Source organism: Spirosoma profusum (assembly GCF_014699005.1).
In the GTDB taxonomy this organism is placed as follows: domain Bacteria; phylum Bacteroidota; class Bacteroidia; order Cytophagales; family Spirosomataceae; genus Spirosoma; species Spirosoma profusum.
The window spans coordinates 1-23,193 of sequence record NZ_JACWZY010000067.1 but is presented as its reverse complement, the minus strand read 5'-3'; the positions used below and the strand labels follow the sequence as shown (position 1 = coordinate 23,193).

At 47.4% G+C, this 23,193-nt stretch carries 21 protein-coding genes and 1 tRNA gene; 13 read left to right on the top strand and 9 right to left on the bottom strand.

The window, feature by feature from the left end; all coding sequences use genetic code 11:
• Positions 1-91: 91 nt before the first annotated feature.
• Complete coding sequence (locus IC229_RS34275; RefSeq protein ID WP_190893432.1) at positions 92-391, bottom strand: ester cyclase; 300 nt, start codon at positions 389-391, stop codon at positions 92-94.
• Between the two features lie 457 nt (positions 392-848).
• Between IC229_RS34275 and IC229_RS34270 the strand changes: the two genes are divergently transcribed.
• The 9 genes from IC229_RS34270 to IC229_RS34230 all read left to right on the top strand — a co-directional run bounded on the left by IC229_RS34270 (position 849) and on the right by IC229_RS34230 (position 13,140).
• Complete coding sequence (locus IC229_RS34270; protein WP_190893430.1) at positions 849-2,168, top strand: TolC family protein; 1,320 nt, start codon at positions 849-851, stop codon at positions 2,166-2,168.
• A gap of 137 nt (positions 2,169-2,305) precedes the next feature.
• A complete protein-coding gene (locus IC229_RS34265; protein ID WP_190893428.1) occupies positions 2,306-3,403 on the top strand; it encodes an efflux RND transporter periplasmic adaptor subunit in 1,098 nt (365 codons plus the stop codon).
• A gap of 78 nt (positions 3,404-3,481) precedes the next feature.
• Positions 3,482-4,732, top strand: coding sequence for an ABC transporter permease (locus tag IC229_RS34260; protein WP_190893426.1), 1,251 nt, complete (start codon positions 3,482-3,484; stop codon positions 4,730-4,732).
• 80 nt (positions 4,733-4,812) lie between these two features.
• Positions 4,813-5,505, top strand: coding sequence for an ABC transporter ATP-binding protein (locus tag IC229_RS34255; RefSeq protein ID WP_190893424.1), 693 nt, complete (start codon positions 4,813-4,815; stop codon positions 5,503-5,505).
• A complete protein-coding gene (locus IC229_RS34250) occupies positions 5,486-6,508 on the top strand; it encodes a sensor histidine kinase (RefSeq protein ID WP_190893422.1) in 1,023 nt (340 codons plus the stop codon). Before IC229_RS34255 ends, IC229_RS34250 begins: the two co-directional genes overlap by 20 nt.
• Before the next feature lie 53 nt (positions 6,509-6,561).
• Positions 6,562-7,350, top strand: a complete 789-nt coding sequence (locus IC229_RS34245) for a LytR/AlgR family response regulator transcription factor (RefSeq protein WP_190893420.1) — start codon at positions 6,562-6,564, stop codon at positions 7,348-7,350.
• A gap of 186 nt (positions 7,351-7,536) precedes the next feature.
• A complete protein-coding gene (locus IC229_RS34240) occupies positions 7,537-10,374 on the top strand; it encodes a M16 family metallopeptidase (protein WP_190893418.1) in 2,838 nt (945 codons plus the stop codon).
• Positions 10,375-10,542: 168 nt separating this feature from the next.
• Positions 10,543-11,973, top strand: coding sequence for a leucine-rich repeat domain-containing protein (locus IC229_RS34235; protein ID WP_190893416.1), 1,431 nt, complete (start codon positions 10,543-10,545; stop codon positions 11,971-11,973).
• Between the two features lie 246 nt (positions 11,974-12,219).
• Positions 12,220-13,140 (top strand): EamA family transporter, encoded by a 921-nt coding sequence (locus IC229_RS34230; RefSeq protein WP_190893414.1) that lies wholly within the window; start codon positions 12,220-12,222, stop codon positions 13,138-13,140.
• 61 nt (positions 13,141-13,201) lie between these two features.
• Here IC229_RS34230 and IC229_RS34225 read toward each other — a convergent pair whose 3' ends face one another.
• The gene (locus IC229_RS34225; RefSeq protein ID WP_190893412.1) at positions 13,202-13,978 is read right to left on the bottom strand and encodes an SDR family NAD(P)-dependent oxidoreductase; all 777 of its coding nucleotides are present in this window, start codon (positions 13,976-13,978) and stop codon (positions 13,202-13,204) included.
• A 279-nt stretch (positions 13,979-14,257) separates the two neighbouring features.
• Positions 14,258-15,052, bottom strand: a complete 795-nt coding sequence (locus IC229_RS34220; RefSeq protein WP_190893410.1) for an SPOR domain-containing protein — start codon at positions 15,050-15,052, stop codon at positions 14,258-14,260.
• Positions 15,053-15,303: 251 nt separating this feature from the next.
• Here IC229_RS34220 and IC229_RS34215 point away from each other — a divergent pair, with 251 nt between their 5' ends.
• Complete coding sequence (locus IC229_RS34215) at positions 15,304-15,936, top strand: DNA-3-methyladenine glycosylase family protein (protein ID WP_190893408.1); 633 nt, start codon at positions 15,304-15,306, stop codon at positions 15,934-15,936.
• A gap of 81 nt (positions 15,937-16,017) precedes the next feature.
• On the opposite strand, the gene IC229_RS34210 is transcribed toward IC229_RS34215, so the two are convergent.
• From IC229_RS34210 to IC229_RS34200, 3 genes are all read right to left on the bottom strand, one after another.
• Positions 16,018-17,412: a DUF4403 family protein gene (locus IC229_RS34210; protein ID WP_190893406.1), complete on the bottom strand. Its 1,395-nt coding sequence runs from the start codon at positions 17,410-17,412 to the stop codon at positions 16,018-16,020.
• Positions 17,413-17,476: 64 nt separating this feature from the next.
• Positions 17,477-17,623 carry a FeoB-associated Cys-rich membrane protein gene (locus IC229_RS34205; protein WP_190893404.1) on the bottom strand — a complete coding sequence of 49 codons (147 nt, stop codon included), beginning with the start codon at positions 17,621-17,623 and terminating at the stop codon, positions 17,477-17,479.
• A 62-nt stretch (positions 17,624-17,685) separates the two neighbouring features.
• A complete protein-coding gene (locus IC229_RS34200) occupies positions 17,686-18,222 on the bottom strand; it encodes a YfiT family bacillithiol transferase (protein ID WP_190893402.1) in 537 nt (178 codons plus the stop codon).
• On the opposite strand from IC229_RS34200, the gene IC229_RS35875 reads away from it, so the two are divergent.
• Entirely contained in the window at positions 18,217-18,351 is a 135-nt protein-coding gene (locus tag IC229_RS35875; protein WP_262893430.1) for a hypothetical protein, read from the top strand. The two genes, IC229_RS34200 and IC229_RS35875, sit on opposite strands and share 6 nt — an antisense overlap.
• A 28-nt stretch (positions 18,352-18,379) precedes the next feature.
• On the opposite strand, the gene IC229_RS34195 is transcribed toward IC229_RS35875, so the two are convergent.
• The 3 genes from IC229_RS34195 to purL all read right to left on the bottom strand — a co-directional run bounded on the left by IC229_RS34195 (position 18,380) and on the right by purL (position 22,201).
• Positions 18,380-19,180, bottom strand: a complete 801-nt coding sequence (locus IC229_RS34195; protein WP_190893400.1) for an inositol monophosphatase family protein — start codon at positions 19,178-19,180, stop codon at positions 18,380-18,382.
• A 58-nt stretch (positions 19,181-19,238) separates the two neighbouring features.
• Entirely contained in the window at positions 19,239-19,826 is a 588-nt protein-coding gene (locus IC229_RS34190; RefSeq protein ID WP_190893398.1) for a Uma2 family endonuclease, read from the bottom strand.
• 131 nt (positions 19,827-19,957) lie between these two features.
• The gene (gene purL, locus IC229_RS34185; RefSeq protein ID WP_190893396.1) at positions 19,958-22,201 is read right to left on the bottom strand and encodes a phosphoribosylformylglycinamidine synthase subunit PurL; all 2,244 of its coding nucleotides are present in this window, start codon (positions 22,199-22,201) and stop codon (positions 19,958-19,960) included.
• Between the two features lie 189 nt (positions 22,202-22,390).
• On the opposite strand from purL, the gene IC229_RS34180 reads away from it, so the two are divergent.
• Positions 22,391-22,475, top strand: a tRNA-Ser gene (locus tag IC229_RS34180).
• Positions 22,476-22,794: 319 nt separating this feature from the next.
• Positions 22,795-23,130, top strand: coding sequence for a hypothetical protein (locus tag IC229_RS34175; protein WP_190893394.1), 336 nt, complete (start codon positions 22,795-22,797; stop codon positions 23,128-23,130).
• The last annotated feature ends 63 nt before the right edge of the window (positions 23,131-23,193 follow it).

Sequence of the window (23,193 nt, the reverse complement as noted above, 5' to 3'; positions counted from 1 at the left end):
AGCTCGTAGTCAGATGGTTTGTAAGTTGTCATGATTAGCAAAGTGTCAATCTTTACAAACCTAATCACACATCAATAAAACTACTTTGCTTCTATTTTGATAGTTGATCTTTTATACCCGCTACATCAACAACCTCCCATTCTTCAATTATTTTATTATTGGCTAAGCGAAAGAAGAACATTTGCTTAAAACGGACTTTCTTCTGAGAAGCTGGAATACCCATGAATCCATCTTTTATTATTCCAGTAGCAATTGAATTTACAGCAACTATATCCTCTTCACTTACCATTTTATCAATTGTATAATGGATATCGGGGATTGCTTTAAGAATGTATTTTAAGGAAGCCACATGGGAACTGTCTTGACTACTATGGGTGTCTTTCCCATCCATCTGATGTCAGATATAGTCTGTAGCAAAAACTTCTGCCATTTTATTTATCCTCTGATTGTTGACTACTTCTTCTATATATCTTTTGACAACCTGCTTGTTCATTACAGGTGTTTGAGCATAAGAAATTGAAAAAAAACAAAATAGCAGGGGTATAAATAGCATAATCGTTTTAATAAGAATGTGTAATTTTTAAAATTGTCTTTAAATGGTTTTAAGCTGTATAATCTGCTGCCTATTAAATAGCAAATTCGTTTATTAACAAAAGCCGCTTTCAGGATAGCCTACTTATATATTCAGAAACGGTTCTCTTGTCGAAAATTGGGAAGTCGGAGCCAAACCCTGCGCTTTTTCATGCTCAAAAACGCCAGCTTTACACCAATTTTTCTCAGCTTCGTCGAAATCACGTCCGCCTGATTCATAAAAACCTATTTCCTTTGAAGCACCATTCGCGCTGATTATGAATAGGTTTCTCATTATACTCTTAATTTTCTGCTCAATTACTGCCGATGCACAAACGGTTGTCGCCACGGTTCAGGAAGCGCTTGCCCTGGCCCGACGTAACAACCCGGAGATAGTAAACGCCCGGCAGAATCGTCAGGTGCAAATCCAGCAGGTGAGTGCCACTCGCGCCAATCTGTTACCGCAGGCCCGTTTCTTTACCAACTTCGATTACAACTACGCGCTGCCAGTGCAGTTGGTGCCGGCCGAGTTCCTGCCAGGGGGTAAACCGGGGGAATTTCGAACGCTGCAATTTGGGCTTCCCTACGTTCTGGCGGCTGGCGCTGAAGTCACTGTGCCAATTGTGAACCGCCCTGCCCGCGCCGATCTCGGCATTACGGATCAGAATCTAAAAATTACGGATAGCCAGAATCTGGTGTTACAGGATGAAATTTCGACACAAACCGCACGAGTTTACCATGCTACGTTACTTACCGGCTCGGCCATTACGTTGACCAAACGAAACCTGTCGGCGGCTGATACGCTCACGCAGATTGCCCGAGAAAGGCTGAACAAAGGACTTATCGAACCGCTGGAATACAACCGGATACGTTCGGTTCAACTGACCACCGCCGACGTGCTGTATCAGAATGAACTGGCCTACATCCGAAACTTGAACCAGTTGAAACTCATACTGGGGCTGCCTCCTACCGATAGTCTGGTGTTATCGGAAAATCTTGCAACCCGGCGAGTAGGTTCACCTGTTCCGGCAACCGATTTACTGACCGCAGAACGCCCCCAGATTACGCTTCAGCAAGCCCGGATTGACCTCGCACAACTCCAATTGAATCGGGAGCGATTACAGCGATGGCCCACTTTGTCGGCCTACGGGCGGTATACGGAACAGGCCCAGCGGAATCAGATTAACTTCCTGAATACCGCTCAGCCTTGGTATCAGATCGGTGTAGCCGGTTTACAGTTCAATTGGTATCTGTATACTGGTGGGCTACGTAACAGCAATTTAACTCGCGCTAAATTACAGATTAAAGCCGCTGAAATTGCCCTTGCTTACGAACGTAACAAGCAGCAAACCGACAATGAAGACATACGTAACACGTATAATCAGGCCGTTCGTTCACTGGATTTAAATCGTCAGAATTACGAACTCAGCAGCGAGAACGTACAGATTGCACTTATTAAATATCGGTCAGGTTTGTTCGCTTATGATCAGTACCTCAACGTATTTAATGAAGCGCTGACGGCCCAAAATCGCTACCTGAATAACCTGTCGAACGTATTTATCAATCAAACGATTTTACAAATCCGAAATGGGCAATAAAGGAGTCAACAGTTCACAGTTGTCAGTCTTCGGTCACAAATTTTTTACCGGGATTTACGCACCATTATTACGTAACAGTTATTGTAAAATCGACAACCGTAAACAGTAAACTCATCATCACGAAACATCACCAATTGATGAAAACTGCATTTTATATATTCACATTGGTCATACTAGTCAGCGCAGGTTGTAAACGGGATGAAGAAGGTACATCACCCACGTACCGCGAGTTGACAGAGGCTGTTTATGCGTCGGGAAATGTGTACCCACGTAACGAATACACCGTAACAGCCGACGCTGCCGGTGTACTCGAAAAACGCCTGATAAACGAGGGCGATTCCATTCGCCAGAATCAGTTATTATTTGTGCTGGAAAGCGCGTCGGAGGATGCCCGGCAACAGGCGGCTGCCAACGCGTACCGACAGGCCCGTGCCAACCTGAGTGCTAATTCGCCCGTGTTGGCCGAACTGGAAGCGCAGGTACGTAACGCCCGCACCCGGCTCGCCAACGACTCGATTAACTATAATCGGTTTCGCGAATTATACGCCCAGAACGCTACGTCCAAAGCCGAACTCGAACGGGCCGAACTCAATTTTACGCTGTCACGCAACAACCTTCGTGCCCAACAAAATACGCTGGCACGTAGCCGCGACCAAATCCAACTCGACGTAGCAAATAACCGGAGCCAACTGGTGAGTTCAGAAGTAGCAGGACGTAACACACGCATTCGCAGCTTCGTCAACGGGAAAGTATACGAGATTTATAAAGACCCTGGCGAGGTGGTACGTGTCGGCGATCAGTTAGCTCTGGTGGGCAGCGGAAACAAACTTTATGCGCAATTATCGGTCGATGAAAGTGATTTCGGGAGGCTTCGGATTGGGCAGGACGTCATGCTGAAAGCCGATGTATACGGCGATAAGGCATTTAAAGCCCGCGTCAGTAAGGTTTATCCTAAGCTCAATCGCACGGATCAGTCGTTCCGGGTCGATGCGGAGTTTATCGGTGAAAAACCCGATTCCTATTACGGCCTGACGGTTGAAGCGAACATTATTATCAGCCACAACAACCACGTACTGACCATCCCAAAATCATACGTTATCGGCACCGACAGCGTCATGGTTGATCAGGATGGTAAAAAGCAAAAAGTTAAATTCCAGAAAGGCGCCGAAAATTTCGATTTCGTGGAAGTGAAAGGCGGATTGACAGAGAAGACTAAAATAATTGCGAATGAGTGAAAGAGCGAAAGAGCGAATACCTTCGGCAGCCCATCGCCCATTCACTCTTTCGCTCTTTCACTCTTTCATTCTTTTACCATGGACATACGTATCGCATCACAGATTGCCCGGACCCATTTGCTGGCGAAAAAGCGGCAGACGCTCGTTGCCATGCTCGGCGTTACGTTCGGGATTGCCATGTTCATCACAATGATTTCGTTTATGCAGGGCGTGAATCAGTTCCTGGAAGATTCGGCGCTGGATGCCAGTCCGCACATTCGGATGTACAATGAAGTGAATACGCAACGCCCGAGCCTGATTCAACAGTTGAAACCCGGTCAGTTTAACGTAGTGTATCACCAGAAACCGAAAGACGAACAGGCACGTATCAAAAACGGAATTACCATCGCCGAGCGGGTTGAGAAAGAAGCGGGCGTGCTTGGTGTATCCCCACAAGTTGCTACGCAGGCGTTCTACAACAATGGTCCGATTCAGTTGTCAGGAACAATTTCGGGCGTAGATATTGAGCGAGAAAACCGACTCTATAAATTAACGACGCGCCTGAAATCTGGCACAATCAACAACTTAAAAACCAACCCCGACGGATTGATTATGGGCGTGGTATTAGCTCGTAAACTCAACGTACAGCTTGGCGATAAAGTGAGTGTAACTACTCCCGTTGGTGGTACACGAATTCTGCGGGTCGTCGGTACGTTCGGTTTTGGCGTCGGAACAGTTGACAATACCAAAAGCTACGCCAACCTGTCGACAGTGCAGGAAATGCTACAGAAAGACCCCAGCTACATCACCGACATTCACGTAAAAATGAATGACCCGCTGCAAGCCCTCCCCTTTGGAAAGCGGCTTCGGGCTATGTATGGTTATTACACCGAAGATTGGGCAACCGCTAACACGGCCATTCTGGCGGGCGAAAAGATACGTAATGTCATGACGTTTGTGGTATCGATGACGCTGCTGGTCGTGGCGGGTTTTGGCATCTATAACATTATGAATATGACAGTTATTAACAAAATCAAAGACATTGCCATTCTGAAAGCCACCGGTTTTGATGGAAAAGATATCGTCGCCATTTTTCTGTTGCAAGCGGTTTTCATCGGCCTAACGGGTGGTTTGTTAGGTCTCTTTATCGGGTTTGGTCTGAGTTATATGCTCTCTATCACGCCATTCGACGCGGGTGATTTTCTAAGTATTAAAACATTCCCCGTTATTTTCGACGGTAAATACTACGTTATGGGTATCCTGTTTGGTGTCATCACTACCGTGCTGGCCGGTTTCTTTCCCTCCCGCAAAGCCGCGCAGGTGGACCCGGTTTCAATTTTACGAGGATAAGTTTTAAAGTATGATATATGATGTAGAATGCATTAAAACAGCCAGCACATATATCATACAACCTACATCATATATCATACATGAGTACTGTTCTTTCCGCCAGCCACGTCAACAAATACTTTTACGATCCAGAGAAATTTCAGGTCCTGAAAGATGTTACGTTCGATGTGCAAAAAGGTGAATTTCTGTCGATTGTCGGTAAATCGGGTTGCGGCAAATCGACCTTATTGTATTTGCTATCAACGATGGACACGGATTATGAGGGGCAGATTGAGATGGCTGGTACGCCGTTGAAAGGGCGAAATCAGGATTTCCTGGCACAGTTCCGCAACGAGCACCTGGGGTTTGTTTTCCAGTTTCACTTCCTGTTACCCGAATTTTCAGCGCTGCAAAACGTAATGTTACCGGGCTTGAAACTTGGGAAATATTCCGAAAAGGATGTCGAAGAACGTGCCATGGAAAAACTCCGGCTGATTGGTATGGCCGATTTCGCCCGGAAATCGGCCAGTAAGTTGTCGGGTGGTCAGCAGCAGCGGGTTGCCATTGCCCGTGCCCTCATCAACGACCCAACCATCATTATGGGCGATGAACCGACAGGTAACCTGGACAAAGCCAATACGGAAAACGTGTTCTCCATTTTTCGCGATCTGGCCCAGAAAGGGCAAACCATTATCGCCGTTACGCACGACCCTGATTTCGCCGATGGTACCGACCGAGTGATTGAAATGTCGGACGGTATGATTATAGCCAGTCATGAAAATAAAGTTCAATAAATACGTCGAAGTCCTGTTCTTATGGATGGCTCTGGCGGGTATTGTAGCTCGTCAATGGCTTATTCCGAATATATCATGGGAGCTACAGGTTCTATTATTTTTTTCATCCTTCTTCGTTTTTAACGTTCTCTGGGTTTTTCATTACCGATTTAACGAATGGCTGAATCGAATCCTTCCGTTTGAAAAAAATGTGCAATGGCGGGTTTTGATTCAGCTTTTTGGGGGATGGACCATTGCCAAGACTATCCTGTTCGTGGTTGGTTATATTGTTGTTACGTACGTAGTACCGGAAATATTAACACAATTCAACCGCTTCACCATCATAATCATTTCCCTGCTGATTTTCATGGTGAATACCGTAACAGGTTTGGGATTCATCGCCAGCCACTTATTGATGCAATGGCGAAAAAATGCCGTGCGGGCGTCCCAACTCGAAAAAGAAAAAGTACAGGTACAGCTCGACAGTCTGAAAAATCAGATCAGTCCACACTTTCTGTTCAATAGCCTCTCCTCGCTCGATAGTCTGATTGATGACAATCCGGCACTGGCCCGGCAATTTCTGCAGCAATTGTCGAAGGTATTTCGCTACGTACTACAGCACAAAAATAAGGCGCTGGTACCTGTTGAAACAGAGTTGGCGTTTATCAAAAACTACGTATCATTACTGAAAACGCGCTTCGATGGTCAATTTATCGTAAAATGCTACGTTGACGATGACGCATTAGGGCAGCAGATTGTGCCTGTTACGTTGCAGATTCTGATTGAAAACGCCATCAAACACAACGTCGTCAGCGAAGCCTATCCCCTGATTGTTACTATCAGCACCAGCGACGGATTTCTGAACGTATCGAATCCTGTTCATCGTAAACGACAGGTTGAAACGTCGAATAAGCAAGGGCTTGAAAACCTGAAACAACTGTATAGTTATCTGAGTCCGCAGGCAGTAGAGTATGATGAGAAAGACGCTGTATTTCAGGTACGAGTGCCTTTAGTGACAAACTGATTCTTTTACACACTGTGTAACTCTGTGGCTAAAATAGTATACCATTTCTACCAATGACTATTCTGCTGATAGAAGACGAACCGCTCATTGCCCGACAGCTTCAGAAACTGGTGCAACTATTGGAGCCAACGGCAGCCATCGAAGGACCGTTAGCCAGCGTACAGGCCATTTGTGATTACTTCAGACAACGACGGGAAACAGGATTGCCGAATCCCGACCTGATTATTTCAGACATACAGCTTTCTGACGGTATCAGTTTTGAGGCTTTTCGGCAGGTCAATTTAAGCACACCCGTCATTTTCACGACAGCTTACGATGAGTACGCCATTCGGGCATTCAAGCTGAATAGTCTGGACTATCTGCTTAAACCCATCGATCCGGATGAATTGAAAGCGGCTCTGGCAAAATACCATCGCTGGGCATTGCACGGCTCAGGGGGCTTTGAAGTGCATTTCCGGCAATTTCTAACTCAATTATCTGAACACGCACCCACTCAGCAATACAAGCGTCGATTTTCGGGACATCATCTGCGGCAAATACTATCCATCCCTCAGGAACAGGTGGCTTATTTTCTGCGCAATGAACTCATTTATCTATACACAGTTGAAGGGAAAAAACTAATCACCGATTACAAAACGCTCGATGAGCTGGAGGAACTGACCGATCCAGTCTGTTTTTTTCGGGCAAATCGCCAGAGTCTCATTCAACTCGATGCCGTGGCTGGATACCGACATACCGAAGGCGGAAAGCTCCAGGTTTATCTGAAGAGCCCAAACGAAGGATTGGACGTAGTGATTAGCAAGGAGAAAGCAACTTCTTTTCGGCACTGGCTTGGCGAGTAGCTACGTAGCATCTACCGCCCCCATCTTTCGCTCATTCACTCTTTAAAATGGCGAGTAACTACGTAGCACTACCGTTCATCCGCTTTTTCGTTAAATAAGTATAAATCCTGTTGACAAAGGCGGGATTTATTATTTTATTCGTAACTATACGATTAGTTTACCGTACTTACATCTAACTGAATTTTTATGCAAGCATTTCTCAATCAGCCTGCGTCGAACCGCCCCCGGTGGAGACGAATGGGTTTGATAGCTGCTACGTTGCTCGTGGGCAATCTATCTCTTGCTCCAGCTCAGGATAAAGCCGCTGCCGTTACGTTGCCGGAAGGCGTCACCAAAGGCGCATCTGTAGAAGGCATTACCGAATATAATTTGAAAAACGGCCTTAAAATTCTGCTCTTCCCAGATCCTTCTAAGCCTACTATTACGGTCAATATCACCTACTTAGTGGGTTCCCGGCACGAGGGACTTGGCGAAACGGGGATGGCTCACCTGCTCGAACACATGGTGTTTAAAGGCTCTACCAAGCACACCAACATTCCGCAGGAACTGACCAGCCACGGCGCACGGCCCAACGGTACTACGTGGCTCGACCGCACGAATTATTTTGAGACGTTTGCCGCTACCGACGAAAATCTGAAATGGGCGCTCGATCTGGAAAGCGACCGGATGATCAATTCGTTCATCAAGAAAGAAGACCTTTCTACGGAGTTTTCGGTGGTACGTAACGAATTCGAAATGGGCGAAAACTCTCCCCAGAACGTCTTGAACGAGCGCGTTGTTTCGGCATCTTATCTGTGGCATAACTACGGAAAATCGACCATCGGGAACCGCTCCGATATCGAAAAAGTACCCATCGAAAACCTTCAGGCCTTCTATAAAAAATTCTATCAGCCCGACAATGCAGTGCTGGTTGTAGCTGGTAAAATCGACGAAAGTAAGACGCTGGCCCTGGTCAATCAATATTTTGCTCCCATTCCGCGTCCAACGCGTGTTTTGCAGCCAACCTATAGCATCGAACCAACGCAGGATGGCGAAAAACTGGTAACACTACGTCGAGTAGGCGATACGAAGGTGGTATCGGCACTGTATCATATCATGCCCGGTTCGCACCCCGATTACCCTGCAATGGACGTAGTGACTGAACTGCTGACCAGCGAACCATCAGGCCGTTTGTACAAAGCCCTGGTAGAGAGCAAGAAAGCTTCTCAACAGTACGGTTATTCGTTCACAACCAAAGATCCCGGCTACGTTTATTTTGCGGCCGAAATGCTGAAAGAGAAATCCCTTGATGAGGCCCGTAATACGTTGCTCGCTACGTTGGATTCGGTTGCCATCAAGATACCTACCAAAGAAGAAGTGGAACGTGCCAAGGCTAAATTGCTGAAGGACGTAGAACTAAGCTTCAAAAGTGCCGAACGGGTTGGGCTGGCCATGAGCGAATACATCGCTACCGGCGACTGGCGGTTGGGTTATCTGTACCGTGATGCGCTGGAAAAAGTAACTCCAGCTGACGTACAACGGGTTGCGAAGTATTATTTCAAGCCGTCGAACCGTACTGTTGGGATGTTTGTCCCCGAACCAGCTCCCGACCGCGTCGAGGTACCAAATGCACCTGACATTGCGGCTATGGTGAAAGATTATAAAGGTCGCGCGGTTGAGGCACAGGGTGAAGCATTTGATCCTTCACCAGCTAATATCGATGGACGCACCCGTCGTTCGGAGCAGCCCAATACCATTGAACTGGCGATGCTTCCCAAAACAACGCGTGGTAACGAAGTAAACGCTCGGTTGACGCTACGTTATGGCGATGTAAACAGCCTGAAAAACAAGAGTGCAATTTCAGTCTTTACGGCGCAGATGCTGGACAAAGGTACTACGACCAAAAGCCGTCAGCAGATTAAAGACGAGTTCGACAAACTGAAAGCCCAGGTTGGTGTCTTCGGTGGAGGTAACCAGGTGAACGTAACCATTAAAACTACGAAGGAAAACCTGCCTGCCGTACTACGTGTGGTTGGCGACGTACTGAAACATCCAGCTTTCGACGCGAATGAGTTCGAAAAACTGAAACAGGAGCAACTGGCGCAGATTGAAGCCCAGCGTTCTGAGCCACAAGCCATTGCGTTTACGGCTTTCCAACGGCAAATGACTCCGTATCCGAAAGATGATGTCCGTTACACATCGACACCTGATGAGGACGTAGCCGATGTGAATGCGATGAAACTCGATGACCTGAAGCAGTTTCACAAGGATTTCTACGGCGCACAAAACGCTACCATGTCTATTGTAGGTGACTTCGACGAGCCAGCGGTTCGGAAGGTGATTACCGACGAACTGGGTACCTGGAAAGCGAAAAAGCCGTTCAGCCGTCTGGTAACGCCCTTTAACGACATCAAGCCCACTCCGCAGAGCCTCGAAGCGCCTGATAAGGCCAACGCATTTATGGTGGCCGGTGTTAACCTGCCTTTACGCGATGACGACCCCGATTATCCAGCACTCGTTTTAGGCAACTATATGCTGGGTGGTGGATTCCTGAACTCGCGCTTAGCCGTACGTATTCGGCAGAAAGAAGGGATCAGCTACGGCGTTGGTTCGCAATTACAAGCCAATCCCTTCGATAAAACCGGTACGTTTATGACCTATGCCATTTACAATCCGGAAAATGCGGAACGGCTCGAAAAAGCGTTCCGGGAAGAAATGGACAAAGCCGTTAAAGAAGGTTTCACCGCCGACGAAATCAAAGCAGCTCGTTCGGGTTTATTGCAGTCGCGGGTGGTAACGCGGGCGCAGGACCCTTCTCTGGCCAATACGCTCAATAACTATCTGTATCTAAACCGGACGCTGAACTGGGATGCTGATTTTGAGAAGAAGCTGGAATCGCTGACACCTGAACAGGTGAATGCGGCCATGAAAAAACACATCGATCCATCGAAAATCTCGATTATTAAAGCTGGTGATTTCGCGAAAGCAGCGAAGAAAGCAGCTGATAATAAGCCTGCTTCGTCGGTGAGTGGCGGTAAGAATTAAAAAATCTGAACCGGGATTACACTGATTTATGGATTTTCAGGATTTTGTGCATCTAGACTATTAATAGTCATCACAAGGTCTGTTTAATCCTAAAATCCGTTAAATCCCGGTTCTTTATTATACCATTCAACTATAAATATCGTTATTCACCTAAAAAATACGTTTGTTATGGCAAAGTTTTTCTTGTGGGTACTTCTGGCCCTGTTTTCGCTGTCATCACTCGCTCAGGAGCGCGTTTTTCTAGTACGTGATACAACCCGTTTAAACGTATCATTGGCTGAATTAACGAAAAAATATTCACCCGCATTGGCCAGAGTAGCTGGTCAACAGAGCGTTTTTGCCACACGAGGGAGGCAATTTCTTGATACACTTACTGCCAGAAATCAACGGTTTTACTCTTTCATCGAACGTAACAAAAAACGCTTACCATTTCCGGGCTTATTGTTACAAACCCAGGAATTTGTTCGCCCCGACGGTACGTTCGAACTGGTCTTCTGCCAGTTCTCCGGAAAAGAATTAACTGAGCAGCAGGAAGCCCAATTAGTAGGGGTAGTTGCTGAATGGTACGTTCAAAACCCATTTCCATTCAAAACGACAAGCGGTTTCCGCTGGAATAGCATGACCAGTATAGGGAGCGTACCACAGAAACGTACCGTTCGGCGAGCCCCAGGGGTCATCAATACGCTCGAAGCAGCCGAGAAAACAACCCGCCCCGATACCGTTAAGATGCTGGCATTTAATCAACTGGATTTGACGAACGTACCAGAAGTCGTTTACCGTTTTCCCAACCTGGAAGAACTGGACTTATCGAAAAATGCCCTCCACGAACTTCCTGCCCGACTCACCGCTGACATTCCAACGCTTAGGCGATTGAGCTTGCTTTACAACAGTATTCCTGACGATAGCGTATTTATTACGCGAAACAAACATTTGCAATCACTTAATCTACAGGGAAATAAGTTGACGAAAATCCCAGTAGCTGTTCGGCAAAATCGTCGGCTCGAAAGTTTGTGGCTGGGAAATAACAAATTGAAAGAACTTGATATCCGATCACTACGTCGGATGCGTCGATTAACCGACCTGAATCTTTATAATGCTGGCTTAACAACTCTTCCCCGCACGGTTCGACGGCTGAAACACGTAAAGGTTCTCGATTTATACTACAATAAACTGACTGTGCTTCCTCGTCAGCTTGGACGAATGAAAAGACTGGAACAGTTAGCCGTTGCCCATAATGAGTTGAAGGAGTTACCTGCGTCGTTAACCAAGCTACGTCGATTACAGGTGCTATACGTCCACCACAATCGACTGAGTCAACTCCCCACTGATTTTCAGCGTCTTCGCTATCTGCGTATCCTCGACCTTGGTTATAACTGGTACACGGTTGTACCGAACGTATTGGCTTCACTACCGTCGCTGGAAGAGCTATCTCTAAACAACAACAATGTGCAGGAATTCCCAACTGTACTTTTATCGATAAAGGGCTTGAAAAAGGTATACATGGGCAGTAATCCGCTTTTCGGTCGCGAAGCGATGAATAGCATCTACGCTCCCCAGATTAAACAACTCGAAGCCAATAATACGCAGGTAACGTATTAGTTCTGAACCGGGATTTAGCAGATTGATGGATTTACAGGATTTTGTTTCTTGATAAAGCGCTTCGATGAAGCGAAAACAAAATCCTGTAAATCCATCAATCTGCTAAATCCCGGTTCAGACATTTCGACCAAATAAAATTTTGCTTAGAATTTTCATAATCAATCTGAGAAATAATAAAATTACAAGCGATTATCGGAGAAAAATCCAATACTTTCGTGTTAGCAACAGCAGAAGTCAATAAGTTGTATGCAAGCCGTTAGTTCTCCCCTCGCTCCTGCGCCCAATCGACTCAACCTTTGGGCAAATTTAATTTCGGTCTATATTCTGTGGGGTTCAACCTACCTCTTCATCCATTTCATGACCGAACGGATGCCTCCTTTGTATATGGTTGCGGTTCGGTATCTGATCGCGGGAGGTTTGCTCTACGGTTATGCTCGCCTAACCGGTACTGCCCGGCCAACCTGGCAAGAGTGGCGCTCGGCGGGTACACTTGGTATTGTACTGCTAACGATTTCAAATGGATGTCTTGCCATTGGCATTCAATATGTTCCCAGTGGAATGGCCGCTTTACTAGGTGGCTTATTGCCCGTTTACCTACTGACACTTAATTGGGTTTCGTTCGGCAAAAAACGTCCTAGCAATCTGGCTCTGGCTGGGTTAGCAGTTGGCCTGATTGGGATTTTTCTGCTCGTAAAGCCCGATAAACTACAAGGTACTGGTGGCGTTGATGCGAAATTGATTGGCACTGGTCTGATTGCCGTCGGGAACTTCGCCTGGGCCATCGGTACGTTGATGACGCCCCGGCTTAATTTACCCTCAGCTACAATATCCAGTGGTATTCAGATGCTGGTGGGTGGTTTCGCTTCGTTACTAGTCAGTCTGGTATTGGAGCCCGTTACGCTCTGGAGCATTCTGGATGCGCCGGGTAAAGCCATTGGCTCCATGATTTACCTAGTGATTTTTGGCAGCATCATTGGTTTTTCGTCGTATTCGTGGCTGGCCCGAAATGCGCCCCCACAATTGCTTGCTACGTATGCATTCGTGAATCCCGTAGTGGCTATGTTGCTGGGCACGTTGTTTGCCGGTGAAATCTTCTCCGAACAATCCTTCATCGGTGCCATTGTCTCCCTTGTCGGCGTAGTGCTGATCACGCTGGGCCGAAAGTAAAGAGCGAAAGAGTGAATGAGTGCAAGAGCGAACTGTCGGCTGGTATTCGCTCTTTCGCTCTTTATACAGGCGGCACGCCCACACTCGTCCAGCCACCGTCGACTACGAGGCTTTGGCCGGTTATGTGTCGGGAAGCGGGGGCTACGAGGAATAAGGCAGCATTTGTAATGTCATCGACAGTTGCTGGACGGCCCATCGGTGTAATTCGCGACCAGATGGGAATGTAGGTTGGATCGTCCAGTGTTCGTTCGGTCAACGTAGCACCGGGGGCGATGGCGTTAACCGTGATGCCGAGGGGCGAAAAATCAATAACAAGCTGTTTTGCCAGCATTTCCAACCCTGCTTTGGTCATGCTATACACTGGCAATCCGGGGTGTGCTACGTGCCCAACTACCGACGACATGAACAGCACACTCCCCCCCGTTCCTTGGCTGCGCATCTGCTTTGCCGCTACCTGAGCCAGGAAAAAACTCCCCCGTAAATTCAGGTCAACTATTTTCTGAAAAGCCTCAGGGGTTGTGGTAAAAATATCGCCGAATATGGTAATACCTGCATTAGCTATGGCAATATCAACCATTCCAAACCGACTCACCGCATAGTCGACCATCGTCTCGATAAACGCTACGTCGGAAGCATCGCCTGGATAGGCCTCACAACGACCGGCTCCAGCCATCGTGATTTCCTGATGTATTGTTTCGGCCGCTTTTTGAGCCAGACTTTCGTCAAAATCATTGAGTATTACGTTGGCTCCCTGCTGAACGAGCGACCGGGCAATCGCGAAACCGATACCTTGTCCGGCTCCAGTGATGAGAACCGTCTGTGAAGAAAATGTAGTCATGAATAAGTGATACGTAGCGGCAAGTTATTTAAAATATACGTTTCTCATCCAGGAATACAGAAAAAGCCCGGCATTGGCCGGGCCTCTTCAGAAAAGTAGTAGCGATTGTCAATGCTGATTTATCGTCCGATGGCGAAAGTCGCGGTACGTCGTGCAGGGCGAGTTGTTACCGTTCCCATTCCCAGCAACTGAGCCCGTTCAGTGCGAAGAACGGAGCGGATGAGTCTTGTAGATTTCATGTTCTTTGTTGTTTAGCAGTTTAGTGTTCGTGATCGTTCATTAAAATTTTGCAGTCAAACCCAATTTAAGAGCTGAAACGCCGTAACCTACTTCGGTAAACGCGCCGACTTTCTCGCTGAACAGGAAGCGGGCTCCCAAATGTATGCCAACAAATACGCCACTGTTATAACCGCTACCGTAATAATCGTATCCATATGAGTCGCTGTAACCGGCGTAGCGGAAACCTAACGTAGCACCAATGTATGGATCGAAGCTCTTGCTTTGCGTATTGAAAGCCTCACCCAGGTGGTACGATCCTCTGGCACCAAAGTAGACGAAATTGTAGGCGCTGGAATAATAGCCATAGCTATACCGGAAATAATCAACCGATCCTCCTACCGAAAAATTAGGATTACTTTTCAGACCTACTTCATACGATACGCCCACGGGCACACCACCGCCATAATACGTAGCCAGTCCGATACCCAGATTCAGGTAGCTTGCCCGCATTCCCCGGTGCGATACGTTACGCGTGCGTTGCCCCGACGATTGATAACGGCTGGTTGATTGTTGCGTCGACGTAGCGGCTGGCTCATTTCGGCTTTGACTTACGGCCGGCTGAGCAGGTGCGGGTTGTTCCTGAACGGGTTTCGCCTGCGATGTAGCAGCCGGTTGGGCCGGAGTGGTTTGAGCCGGACGTACTGGTTTATACGTTGTCGGCCGGGTTGGGCTGGTCCGCGTTGTTTGTTTGGCGGGTGTGGCCCGACGAGTTGTTGTTTGCGCCAATACCGACGTAGTGGAGCAGGCAATTACCAACAGTGCGTTGGCTAAGCAGAAAGTAGTTACTCGTGTCATTAGTTGTGTTGTTTAGAAAAAAGAGAAAGATTCGGTTATCTGGCCATCGCATATTCATGAAAGCCGATGCAAACTTATCACCCTCTTTCCGCTGGCCCGAACGGGTATTGATTCAACTGACAGAAGACATGCCTCAATTGGAAGTTTAGCCGCATGAAACGGAGAAGTGTAAAAAAATGTATGATGTATGAGGAAGGATATATGCGGTGAGTGTTGATACATCCTACTTCATACATCATACTTACTTACCTATGACTCCCCTAACCGAAACTGAAATCCTTTCCCATCTCGCTCAGGACCCCGTTATGGCACGTATCATTGCGGAAACGGAAGCGCCCAAAATTTTCAATGATTACGCAGACGATGTTTATCTGGCCTTATTAGAGAGCATTGTGTCACAACAGATTTCGGTGAAGGCGGCTGATGCCATTTTTGCTCGGTTTCGGGCGCTCTTTCCAGATGGCTATCCCCATGCTGAAGCGTTACTTCTGAAAACTACCGATGAGCTACGTAGCGCTGGTCTGTCATTTCAGAAAATCAAGTATTTACAAAGTGTAGCCGAATTTTCGTTGACGAATCCCATCGACCGTGCCCATCTGGACGTAATGACCGACGAGGAAATTGTGCAGTATCTGATTCCGATCAAGGGAGTTGGCCGCTGGACCGTGGAAATGTTGCTAATGTTCGTCCTTAATCGACAGGATGTGTTCCCAATTGACGATCTGGTAATTCGTCAACGGGCGATGCGGGCGTACGGCGATCAAACGGCTGAACTTAGCGGAAAAGCTCTGTACAAAGTACTGCATCAGATTGCCGATAACTGGCGACCGTATCGTACCACCGCCTGCCGATATTTATGGCGCTGGAAACCAACTAAAGAGTGATAAGTGATGAGTTTGCTGACACACGTAGTAAAAACTAGCGTCAGCAAACTCATCACTTATCACTCATTGTTCATCACTACTTTACAGCCTCTTCACCTTCACGGCTATTTTGGAACGGACTTTAATCAGCAGTTGAACCCCGTCGGGACGTACCACAATACGTTGGGGTACCAGTCGGAACGTATCAATATCGAGGGCTGTCTTTTTACCCGCTTTCGCCTTTGAAAAAGCCGTTTCTATTTTATCGGGGATGCTCGTGATCTGCTGTCGAAGTGGGACCACCATGGCTGCCTGAATCGTATCACGAAGGTTATCGTGCAGCAGCCAGTCGGCGGTGGCAAATAAACGTTCTTTGGTTTCTACGTCGAAATCAACGTTTTTGATTCCTAACGTATTAGTCAACGTATCATAGGTAGGTGTTCCGTGAAAATAAAGCGTACCGTTTACAGCTCCCCCAACATCTGTTTTCAGGATCAACATCCGCCCACTTCCATAGACTTGGGCGTTCTTTATTTTCAGATTTCCCCCCATCAGATTTAATTTCTCTGTCTCCAGCGTTCTGGCCAGCACCTTGTTCACATCAGTGTAGGGAATAAAGGCGAGCACTTCCAGCCGGGCTGATTTTGGAAGTGCATTTCGATGAAGCAGCCGAGGCAATCGTTCCAGAGTATCAACTTTGGGCTTAGGACCAATGCGCGTATCGACCCGAAACGCAATCTGAATCGGCACTGAAATACGATGTGCGTCGCCCCGAACCGGAGCAGCGGCAATACTGAACGGCTTGGGTAACAACCAGATATTGTCGGGCACTTTGGCGATACGTAGTGGTTTCTGCATATCACGCCATATTTTACCGACTTCTTTATCGAGCCTTAGCCCTCGGTAAACGGCTTTATCGATGGCACTCTCGATATCTGCCTTGCGCTTATCCAGAATTTTTTCAGCGATATTCTGTACACTTACTTTTATACCTAGCAGGCGAACGGTTGGTTTCTCAATCCACTGGTATTCTTCGAATTTGGACTGGGTTTTTAACCGCCAATTGCCCGCTACACCGATGGGGCTCGCTAAATTTACTGCCAGTGCACAAAGTGGTCGACTTTTTCGCTTTTCGCTTTTACGAAGGCCAATTGGATTGCTGTACCAGACCTGCAAAGGAGCCGACATATACACCCGCCGATTGGCGTACCGAATTTTAATGGGGCCAGTACGTTCTACTCGAAGCCGCCAGGCTTCTCCTTTCTTTCCTTCAAAGGTTTCTTCTGTAACCAGTGTAGTGGGTAGTCCTGCATTGATTTTCTTTTCTAAATCACGAATATTAAACGTAAGATTCCCAGCCATATACGACACGGGATTCGTAACTGGAGGTTCAAATGCTTCGGCAACTGGAGCTGCCGGTTTTACACGTTTACAACTATTGCCCCCCACCACAAAGGCCAGTAGTATAAAAAAACCGATGATTCGTTGAGCATTCATTGCTACAACAAAACCATCGGCATCTAAAAATGTTAGGTTTCGGCCTCTATGAGTATTTTTTTGGTCAGTTCACTCGGGTCATTTTAGTGTCGGCAGTGCAACCGCAGCCCTTGCCGCAGCCCGCCTGTTTCTTCGAAAAGTTACGATAAAACCGGTAACCCAGATACGTCAGCGCAACCGCAAAAACCAGAATTATAATGACTTCCTGCATAGGTATGTATGATGTATGATTGACTTAGAAAATACATCCTACATCATACTTCATACATTTTTTCACGCCCATCCGTTCCGTTGTGCGAGCCGATAGGCGTGTTGATAGTGGTGTTCGCCGTGCCAGGCATACATGGCGAGTGCTTCGCGTAGTTCAAATGAGCGCTGACTACCAGGGTGGTAGTACGTTCGGGCGAGGTCGGCATCGGTTAAGGATTGAAATATCGTTACCCAGCGATGATGCAGGTTGCGCAAAATGACCAGTGATGGAGCAATATCAAGCTGACTATCTGGCAGTTTTGCCCATTCGCCTTCTTCGTACGGCTTTATGGTCGGATTATCTTCCGTGAGGGTCAGCTTCGTCCGAACGTAGGCATTCAAATGACTGTCTGCTACGTGATGTACCAGTTGCCGAATAGTCCAGCCACCGGGTCGATAAGGCGTATCGATCCGGTCATCACCCCACTTGCCAACCAGTTCAGTTAATTTGACAGGAAATTCATCCAGAGCGGCAATATGCTGTTGGGAATCTTCGGCTGAATAGGTTTTCCCGTTCACAAAATCGCCGATGGGATAACGTAGTGTCTCAAGGTCATGCATACTTATTTAGATTCGCTAATTTGTCCGAACGCAGATTTCGATGGTATGTTTAATCAAATATCGCGCTACGTTAGTCCATTGAAACCAACCGATTTCCGAAATCCAGCTAGTCCGGTTGATGTGAATTGACGAATTCACATCAACAAGGTTTAGATAATTACGGCCAGTATTCTTTAATAGCCTGAATTAGTTCAGGATGAATACCACAACCTGCCACTACGTCACCCCGGAACAAAAACTCATCGCCCCCATCGAAATCAGTGACGATGCCGCCCGCTTCGCGTACGAGCAATACGCCCGCAGCCATGTCCCAGGAATTGAGATTGTATTCGTAAAACGCTTCGAATCGTCCGCAGGCAACGTACGACAAATCGATAGCTGCCGAACCCATACGGCGCAGGCCGTGTGTTTTTTGCATCAGCGATTCCAGAATGTGCAGGTACGTCTGCATCTGATCGAAACGGTAATACGGGAAGCCCGTTGCAATCAGGCTTTCGCCCAATGTTTTGGCAGGCGATGCCGAAATTTTTTCGCCGTTGCAGTACGCTCCTCCCCCATCCCATGCCGAAAAGCACTCATCGCGGCTTGGATCGTACACAACGCCAGCAATGGGTTTCTTTCCCTGGGCCAACCCAATGCTGACTGAAAAAACCGGTAGTCCATGAATAAAATTGGCGGTTCCGTCGAGAGGATCGATAATCCAGTTCAGGGCGCTCTGATCGGCGTCCTGACCAGTCGTTCCTTCTTCGGTAATAAATCCGGCTTCGGGAAGCAACTTATGCAGCCGCTCGACCAGTTGTTTTTCGGTTTCTTTATCGACGTAGGAAACCAGATTATTCAGGCCTTTGTACTCGATGGCGTCACGTTTAAACTGACTACGTTCCTGAAGCAGAAACGCTCCGGCATCGTTGGCAATCTGGCAAATTTCGCGGGTAAGAGAAGCTAAGTCTTGAGACATTTGTACTACGTTACGAATCTATTGTTCAGCCGATTCATCAATAATTATTTCGTCGCTTTCAGGTATTAACTCGATGCCGTTGTAAATCGCACCGACCGATAATTCTACGTTCAGTCTTAGCAAAACCACTACGTCTTACGTCTTCAGAGGATTCATACATGGAATTAATCCATTCAGCCGTTTCTTCAATCCGGCTAAACAGTTCAACGGTCATAGAATACTGGTCTACTAACATATAATACCAGAGCGACGGCATTTTGCGGTACCGTTGCCATTTAAAACTCCGATCGTGATTTTCTGTTGACTTCGACAATACTTCAATTATAAGTCGAGGCTGACGAACAATGTTATTATCACCTCGAAGATCAAAAGGATTCCAAGTCGCAATAATATCAGGATAAGGCAAATAGGTATCTCTGAATACTTCGACTTTAATATTCTCAGAAAATACCTGACAGCCGCGCGGTCTAAGTTGATGTTTAATAATTTCTTTTACATTGTCAACTAGCAAATTATGGGTAATGGTTGTACCCGCCATAGCATACACTTCGCCATTATAGAATTCATGACGTACCTCACTTTTTCCTTCAAAAGCGAGGTATTCTTCCACCGTCATTTTCTGCTTACGAACTGGTTGTGCAATCATGGCGAAAAGAATGAAGTCGATTAAACTTTTATTTGAGCGCTTTTTTGTCATTCTGACAAATACTCTTATTTAAAGCCTTTTTCAAAAATTAAAACAGGTTCAACATAGACTATTTCACTACGTCCTGCCGACTACTTCATAATATTCCCCAGCGCGTTGTCATAAAGTGACTTAGCTGCTTCGCAGGTCATCACCAACGTATCCTCAATACGTAGTCCTTCTGCTGTTACGTTGCCCAGGAAACGGAATGGCAAAATACTATCATTCAGGTAACCCTCTACGTGTTGTAGTTGCTCGGGCGAAATCGAAATCACAACCCGGCTCTGGCTTTCGCCGAATAAATACGAATCCGTCCGGTGCCGCGTATCGACATTAATCGTAAAGCCTTTATTACCTGCCATCGCCGACTCGGCCAACGTAACAAACAGGCCCCCATCCGATACGTCGTGCGCCGATTGCAGCCAGCCGTGACGTATCATGGTTTTGATGCTTTCCTGTACCCGCCATTCCGTCTCAAAATCAAACGTCGGCGCGGGCGATGCCTTGATACCCAGATACGAATACAGGTATTCCGACGAAGCAATGTCATTGGTTGATGGGCCAACGAGGTAAATCAGATCACCTTCCTTCTTGAAGTCGAGCGTCATGCGGTGATCGGGGTTTTCCATCAATCCTAACATACCGATAGTTGGCGTCGGGAACACAGGGCCGTGGTCGGAACTTTGGTTGTAGAAACTCACGTTTCCGCCCGTCACTGGCGTACTGAACCGGCGACAGGCTTCACCCATGCCTTGCACAGCTTCCACAAAATGCCAGTAGACTTCTGGTACGTAAGGATTTCCGAAATTGAGGTTGTTGGTCACCGCCAGCGGTTCGCCACCCGTGCAAACGATGTTGCGGCAGGCTTCAGCCACGGCGATCATTGCGCCCTGACGCGGGTTTGCGTTAACGTAACGGCTGTTGCAATCGACCGTAATAACAATGGATTTGTCGGTAGCAGGCAAACCGGGCCCTTTCACGCGAACCACAGCCGCATCGGATGGCGCGTTGGTACTGCGGTTAGCCGTTCCCACCATCGAATCGTATTGTTCATACACCCACTTCCGCGAGCAGATGTTGGGGTGCGAAAGCAGGTGTTCGGCGATTTTCGCTACGTCCTCAAGCTCGATATCGTCTACGTCGTCTGCGTCGAATTTAGCGTATTCCTGAATGTAAGCAGGTTCTTTATACTCACGGTGGTACTGCGGAGCGCCCCCACCCAGCACGAGGTCATAGGCCGGTACGTCGGCCACGAGTTCGCCGTGGCGATAGAAATGGAGCCGTTGCGTGTCGGTTACTTCCCCGATTTGGGCGCAGTTCAAATCCCATTTATCGAAAATAGACTGAATAACATCCTCTTTTCCTTTTTCGATCACCACCAGCATCCGCTCCTGCGATTCCGACAGGAGAATCTCGAACGGAGCCATGTTAGCCTGTCGAGTCGGTACTTTGTCGAGGTCGATAATCATGCCGTGTTCGCCTTTGGCACTCATCTCCGACGTAGAGCAGATGATTCCGGCAGCACCCATATCCTGAATCCCGATTACGTGGCCCGTAGCAATGATTTCGAGGGTGGCTTCGAGCAGGAGTTTTTCCATAAACGGATCACCTACCTGCACAGCTGGAAGCTTATCCGTAGAGGCCGCCGAAATATCTTCCGACGCGAACGTAGCACCGTGAATACCGTCCTTGCCCGTCGCCGAGCCGACAATAAATACCGGATTACCAACGCCGTAGCTGGTGGCTTTTGCTACGTTGCCCACCTCGACAATACCTGCCGAAAACGCGTTGACAAGCGGATTGGTATTGTAACACTCATCGAAATATATCTCTCCGCCGACGGTCGGAATACCGAACGCATTGCCGTAATCGCCAATACCTTTCACGACGCCACGTAGCAGCCGTTTAGTTTTCGCCAGACTTAAATCGCCGAAACGTAGCGAATTCAGTTGCGCAATGGGACGAGCACCCATCGTGAAAATATCGCGGTTAATGCCACCCACGCCCGTAGCCGCGCCCTGATACGGCTCCAGCGCCGACGGGTGGTTGTGCGACTCAATTTTAAACGAACAGGCCAGACCATCCCCGATATCGACAAGGCCCGCGTTTTCTTCCCCGGCTTTCGCCAGCATCCGTTCCGAATCGCGGGGCAGCGTTTTAAGCCAGACGATAGAGTTTTTATACGAACAGTGTTCCGACCACATCACCGAGAAGATACTCAATTCGGTAAAATTCGGCTGACGACCCAGTATCTGGTTAATCTGTTCAAATTCTTCGGGAAGCAGGCCCAGTTTGCGGGCGGTTTCAACTGTTGGGAGCGATTCGAGGGTATCCATAAATGGCGAAAGAGCGAGTGAGCGAAAGAGCGGCTGAAAAGGCGGCTGGTTTCCGCACTTTCACTCTTTGCCGAACGCGGCCCGCGCTCTTTCGCTCTTTAAACATGGACCCAAAATTAGCTTTTTTGCCCGAAACTGTCCCGTTGCGAGTTGACAAATCTGAAAAGGCGTGTATATTTGCACTCAGAAAGAGAGATGGCAGAGTGGTCGATTGCGTCGGTCTTGAAAACCGAAGACTGTAACAGGTCCGGGGGTTCGAATCCCTCTCTCTCTGCGAAAGCAAACTTTAGCTCTTTGATTATGACCGAGCCGCACCTTGAAAAGTGTGGCTCTTTTCATTTATACGCATTCTCCCCGCTCCTCCTGCAAATCAAAGCGGATTCTCTCCGGTAACGGCCCCGGTTACGTAAATCCTCAAGGTTACATAGTCGCCTTACCAGTTCTTTTTGCTTTTACGGTTACATTACTTGAATATATGACCTCACTTATACGGTTACATTGATCCGCTTTTCATAGCGTCAGTAATCCGGTTTTAATCGCGTTTGGCAACTTTTATATACTCATTTGGTAGAGGGGCGCACAACCTGTTTACCATGTACCATATTAACAGAATGTGCGTTCTTTTCTGGTTTCGTAAGTCATTACCAACAACTTCAAAAATAAACCCAAAAAGTAAAATCCAGGATGATCCAGAGGGATTCATTCAAATGCGTATAACGTATAATGCAGACCGTGAGGAATTAGGATCTACGCATATTGAATGCAGAAAATCGCAATGGGATCAAACGAACCAATGCTTTAAAGGCAAATCCATTTGGGCGCTAGAGCAAAACAAAAAATTGTCCAACTTCAAACAACGAATTGAAAAACTTACTGAAGAACTTGAGCGAGATAATGATGAATTAACCGTTTTTCTGGTAGTGGCTTAATTGCGTTTATCGGCAAAGAAAATTTGATTGATGAACAGACCGATTACTGCGTCGTGAATGAGG

Excerpts from the sequence above, each read along its gene's own strand:
- IC229_RS34275 (WP_190893432.1), bottom strand. The coding sequence starts at position 391 with ATGGATGGGAAAGACACCCATAGTAGTCAAGACAGTTCCCATGTGGCT.
- IC229_RS34270 (WP_190893430.1), top strand. The coding sequence starts at position 849 with ATGAATAGGTTTCTCATTATACTCTTAATTTTCTGCTCAATTACTGCC.
- IC229_RS34265 (WP_190893428.1), top strand. The coding sequence starts at position 2,306 with ATGAAAACTGCATTTTATATATTCACATTGGTCATACTAGTCAGCGCA.
- IC229_RS34260 (WP_190893426.1), top strand. The coding sequence starts at position 3,482 with ATGGACATACGTATCGCATCACAGATTGCCCGGACCCATTTGCTGGCG.
- IC229_RS34255 (WP_190893424.1), top strand. The coding sequence starts at position 4,813 with ATGAGTACTGTTCTTTCCGCCAGCCACGTCAACAAATACTTTTACGAT.
- IC229_RS34250 (WP_190893422.1), top strand. The coding sequence starts at position 5,486 with ATGAAAATAAAGTTCAATAAATACGTCGAAGTCCTGTTCTTATGGATG.
- IC229_RS34245 (WP_190893420.1), top strand. The coding sequence starts at position 6,562 with ATGACTATTCTGCTGATAGAAGACGAACCGCTCATTGCCCGACAGCTT.
- IC229_RS34240 (WP_190893418.1), top strand. The coding sequence starts at position 7,537 with ATGCAAGCATTTCTCAATCAGCCTGCGTCGAACCGCCCCCGGTGGAGA.
- IC229_RS34235 (WP_190893416.1), top strand. The coding sequence starts at position 10,543 with ATGGCAAAGTTTTTCTTGTGGGTACTTCTGGCCCTGTTTTCGCTGTCA.
- IC229_RS34230 (WP_190893414.1), top strand. The coding sequence starts at position 12,220 with ATGCAAGCCGTTAGTTCTCCCCTCGCTCCTGCGCCCAATCGACTCAAC.
- IC229_RS34225 (WP_190893412.1), bottom strand. The coding sequence starts at position 13,978 with ATGACTACATTTTCTTCACAGACGGTTCTCATCACTGGAGCCGGACAA.
- IC229_RS34220 (WP_190893410.1), bottom strand. The coding sequence starts at position 15,052 with ATGACACGAGTAACTACTTTCTGCTTAGCCAACGCACTGTTGGTAATT.
- IC229_RS34215 (WP_190893408.1), top strand. The coding sequence starts at position 15,304 with ATGACTCCCCTAACCGAAACTGAAATCCTTTCCCATCTCGCTCAGGAC.
- IC229_RS34210 (WP_190893406.1), bottom strand. The coding sequence starts at position 17,412 with ATGAATGCTCAACGAATCATCGGTTTTTTTATACTACTGGCCTTTGTG.
- IC229_RS34205 (WP_190893404.1), bottom strand. The coding sequence starts at position 17,623 with ATGCAGGAAGTCATTATAATTCTGGTTTTTGCGGTTGCGCTGACGTAT.
- IC229_RS35875 (WP_262893430.1), top strand. The coding sequence starts at position 18,217 with ATGCATACTTATTTAGATTCGCTAATTTGTCCGAACGCAGATTTCGAT.
- IC229_RS34200 (WP_190893402.1), bottom strand. The coding sequence starts at position 18,222 with ATGCATGACCTTGAGACACTACGTTATCCCATCGGCGATTTTGTGAAC.
- IC229_RS34195 (WP_190893400.1), bottom strand. The coding sequence starts at position 19,180 with ATGTCTCAAGACTTAGCTTCTCTTACCCGCGAAATTTGCCAGATTGCC.
- IC229_RS34190 (WP_190893398.1), bottom strand. The coding sequence starts at position 19,826 with ATGATTGCACAACCAGTTCGTAAGCAGAAAATGACGGTGGAAGAATAC.
- purL (WP_190893396.1), bottom strand. The coding sequence starts at position 22,201 with ATGGATACCCTCGAATCGCTCCCAACAGTTGAAACCGCCCGCAAACTG.
- IC229_RS34175 (WP_190893394.1), top strand. The coding sequence starts at position 22,795 with ATGTACCATATTAACAGAATGTGCGTTCTTTTCTGGTTTCGTAAGTCA.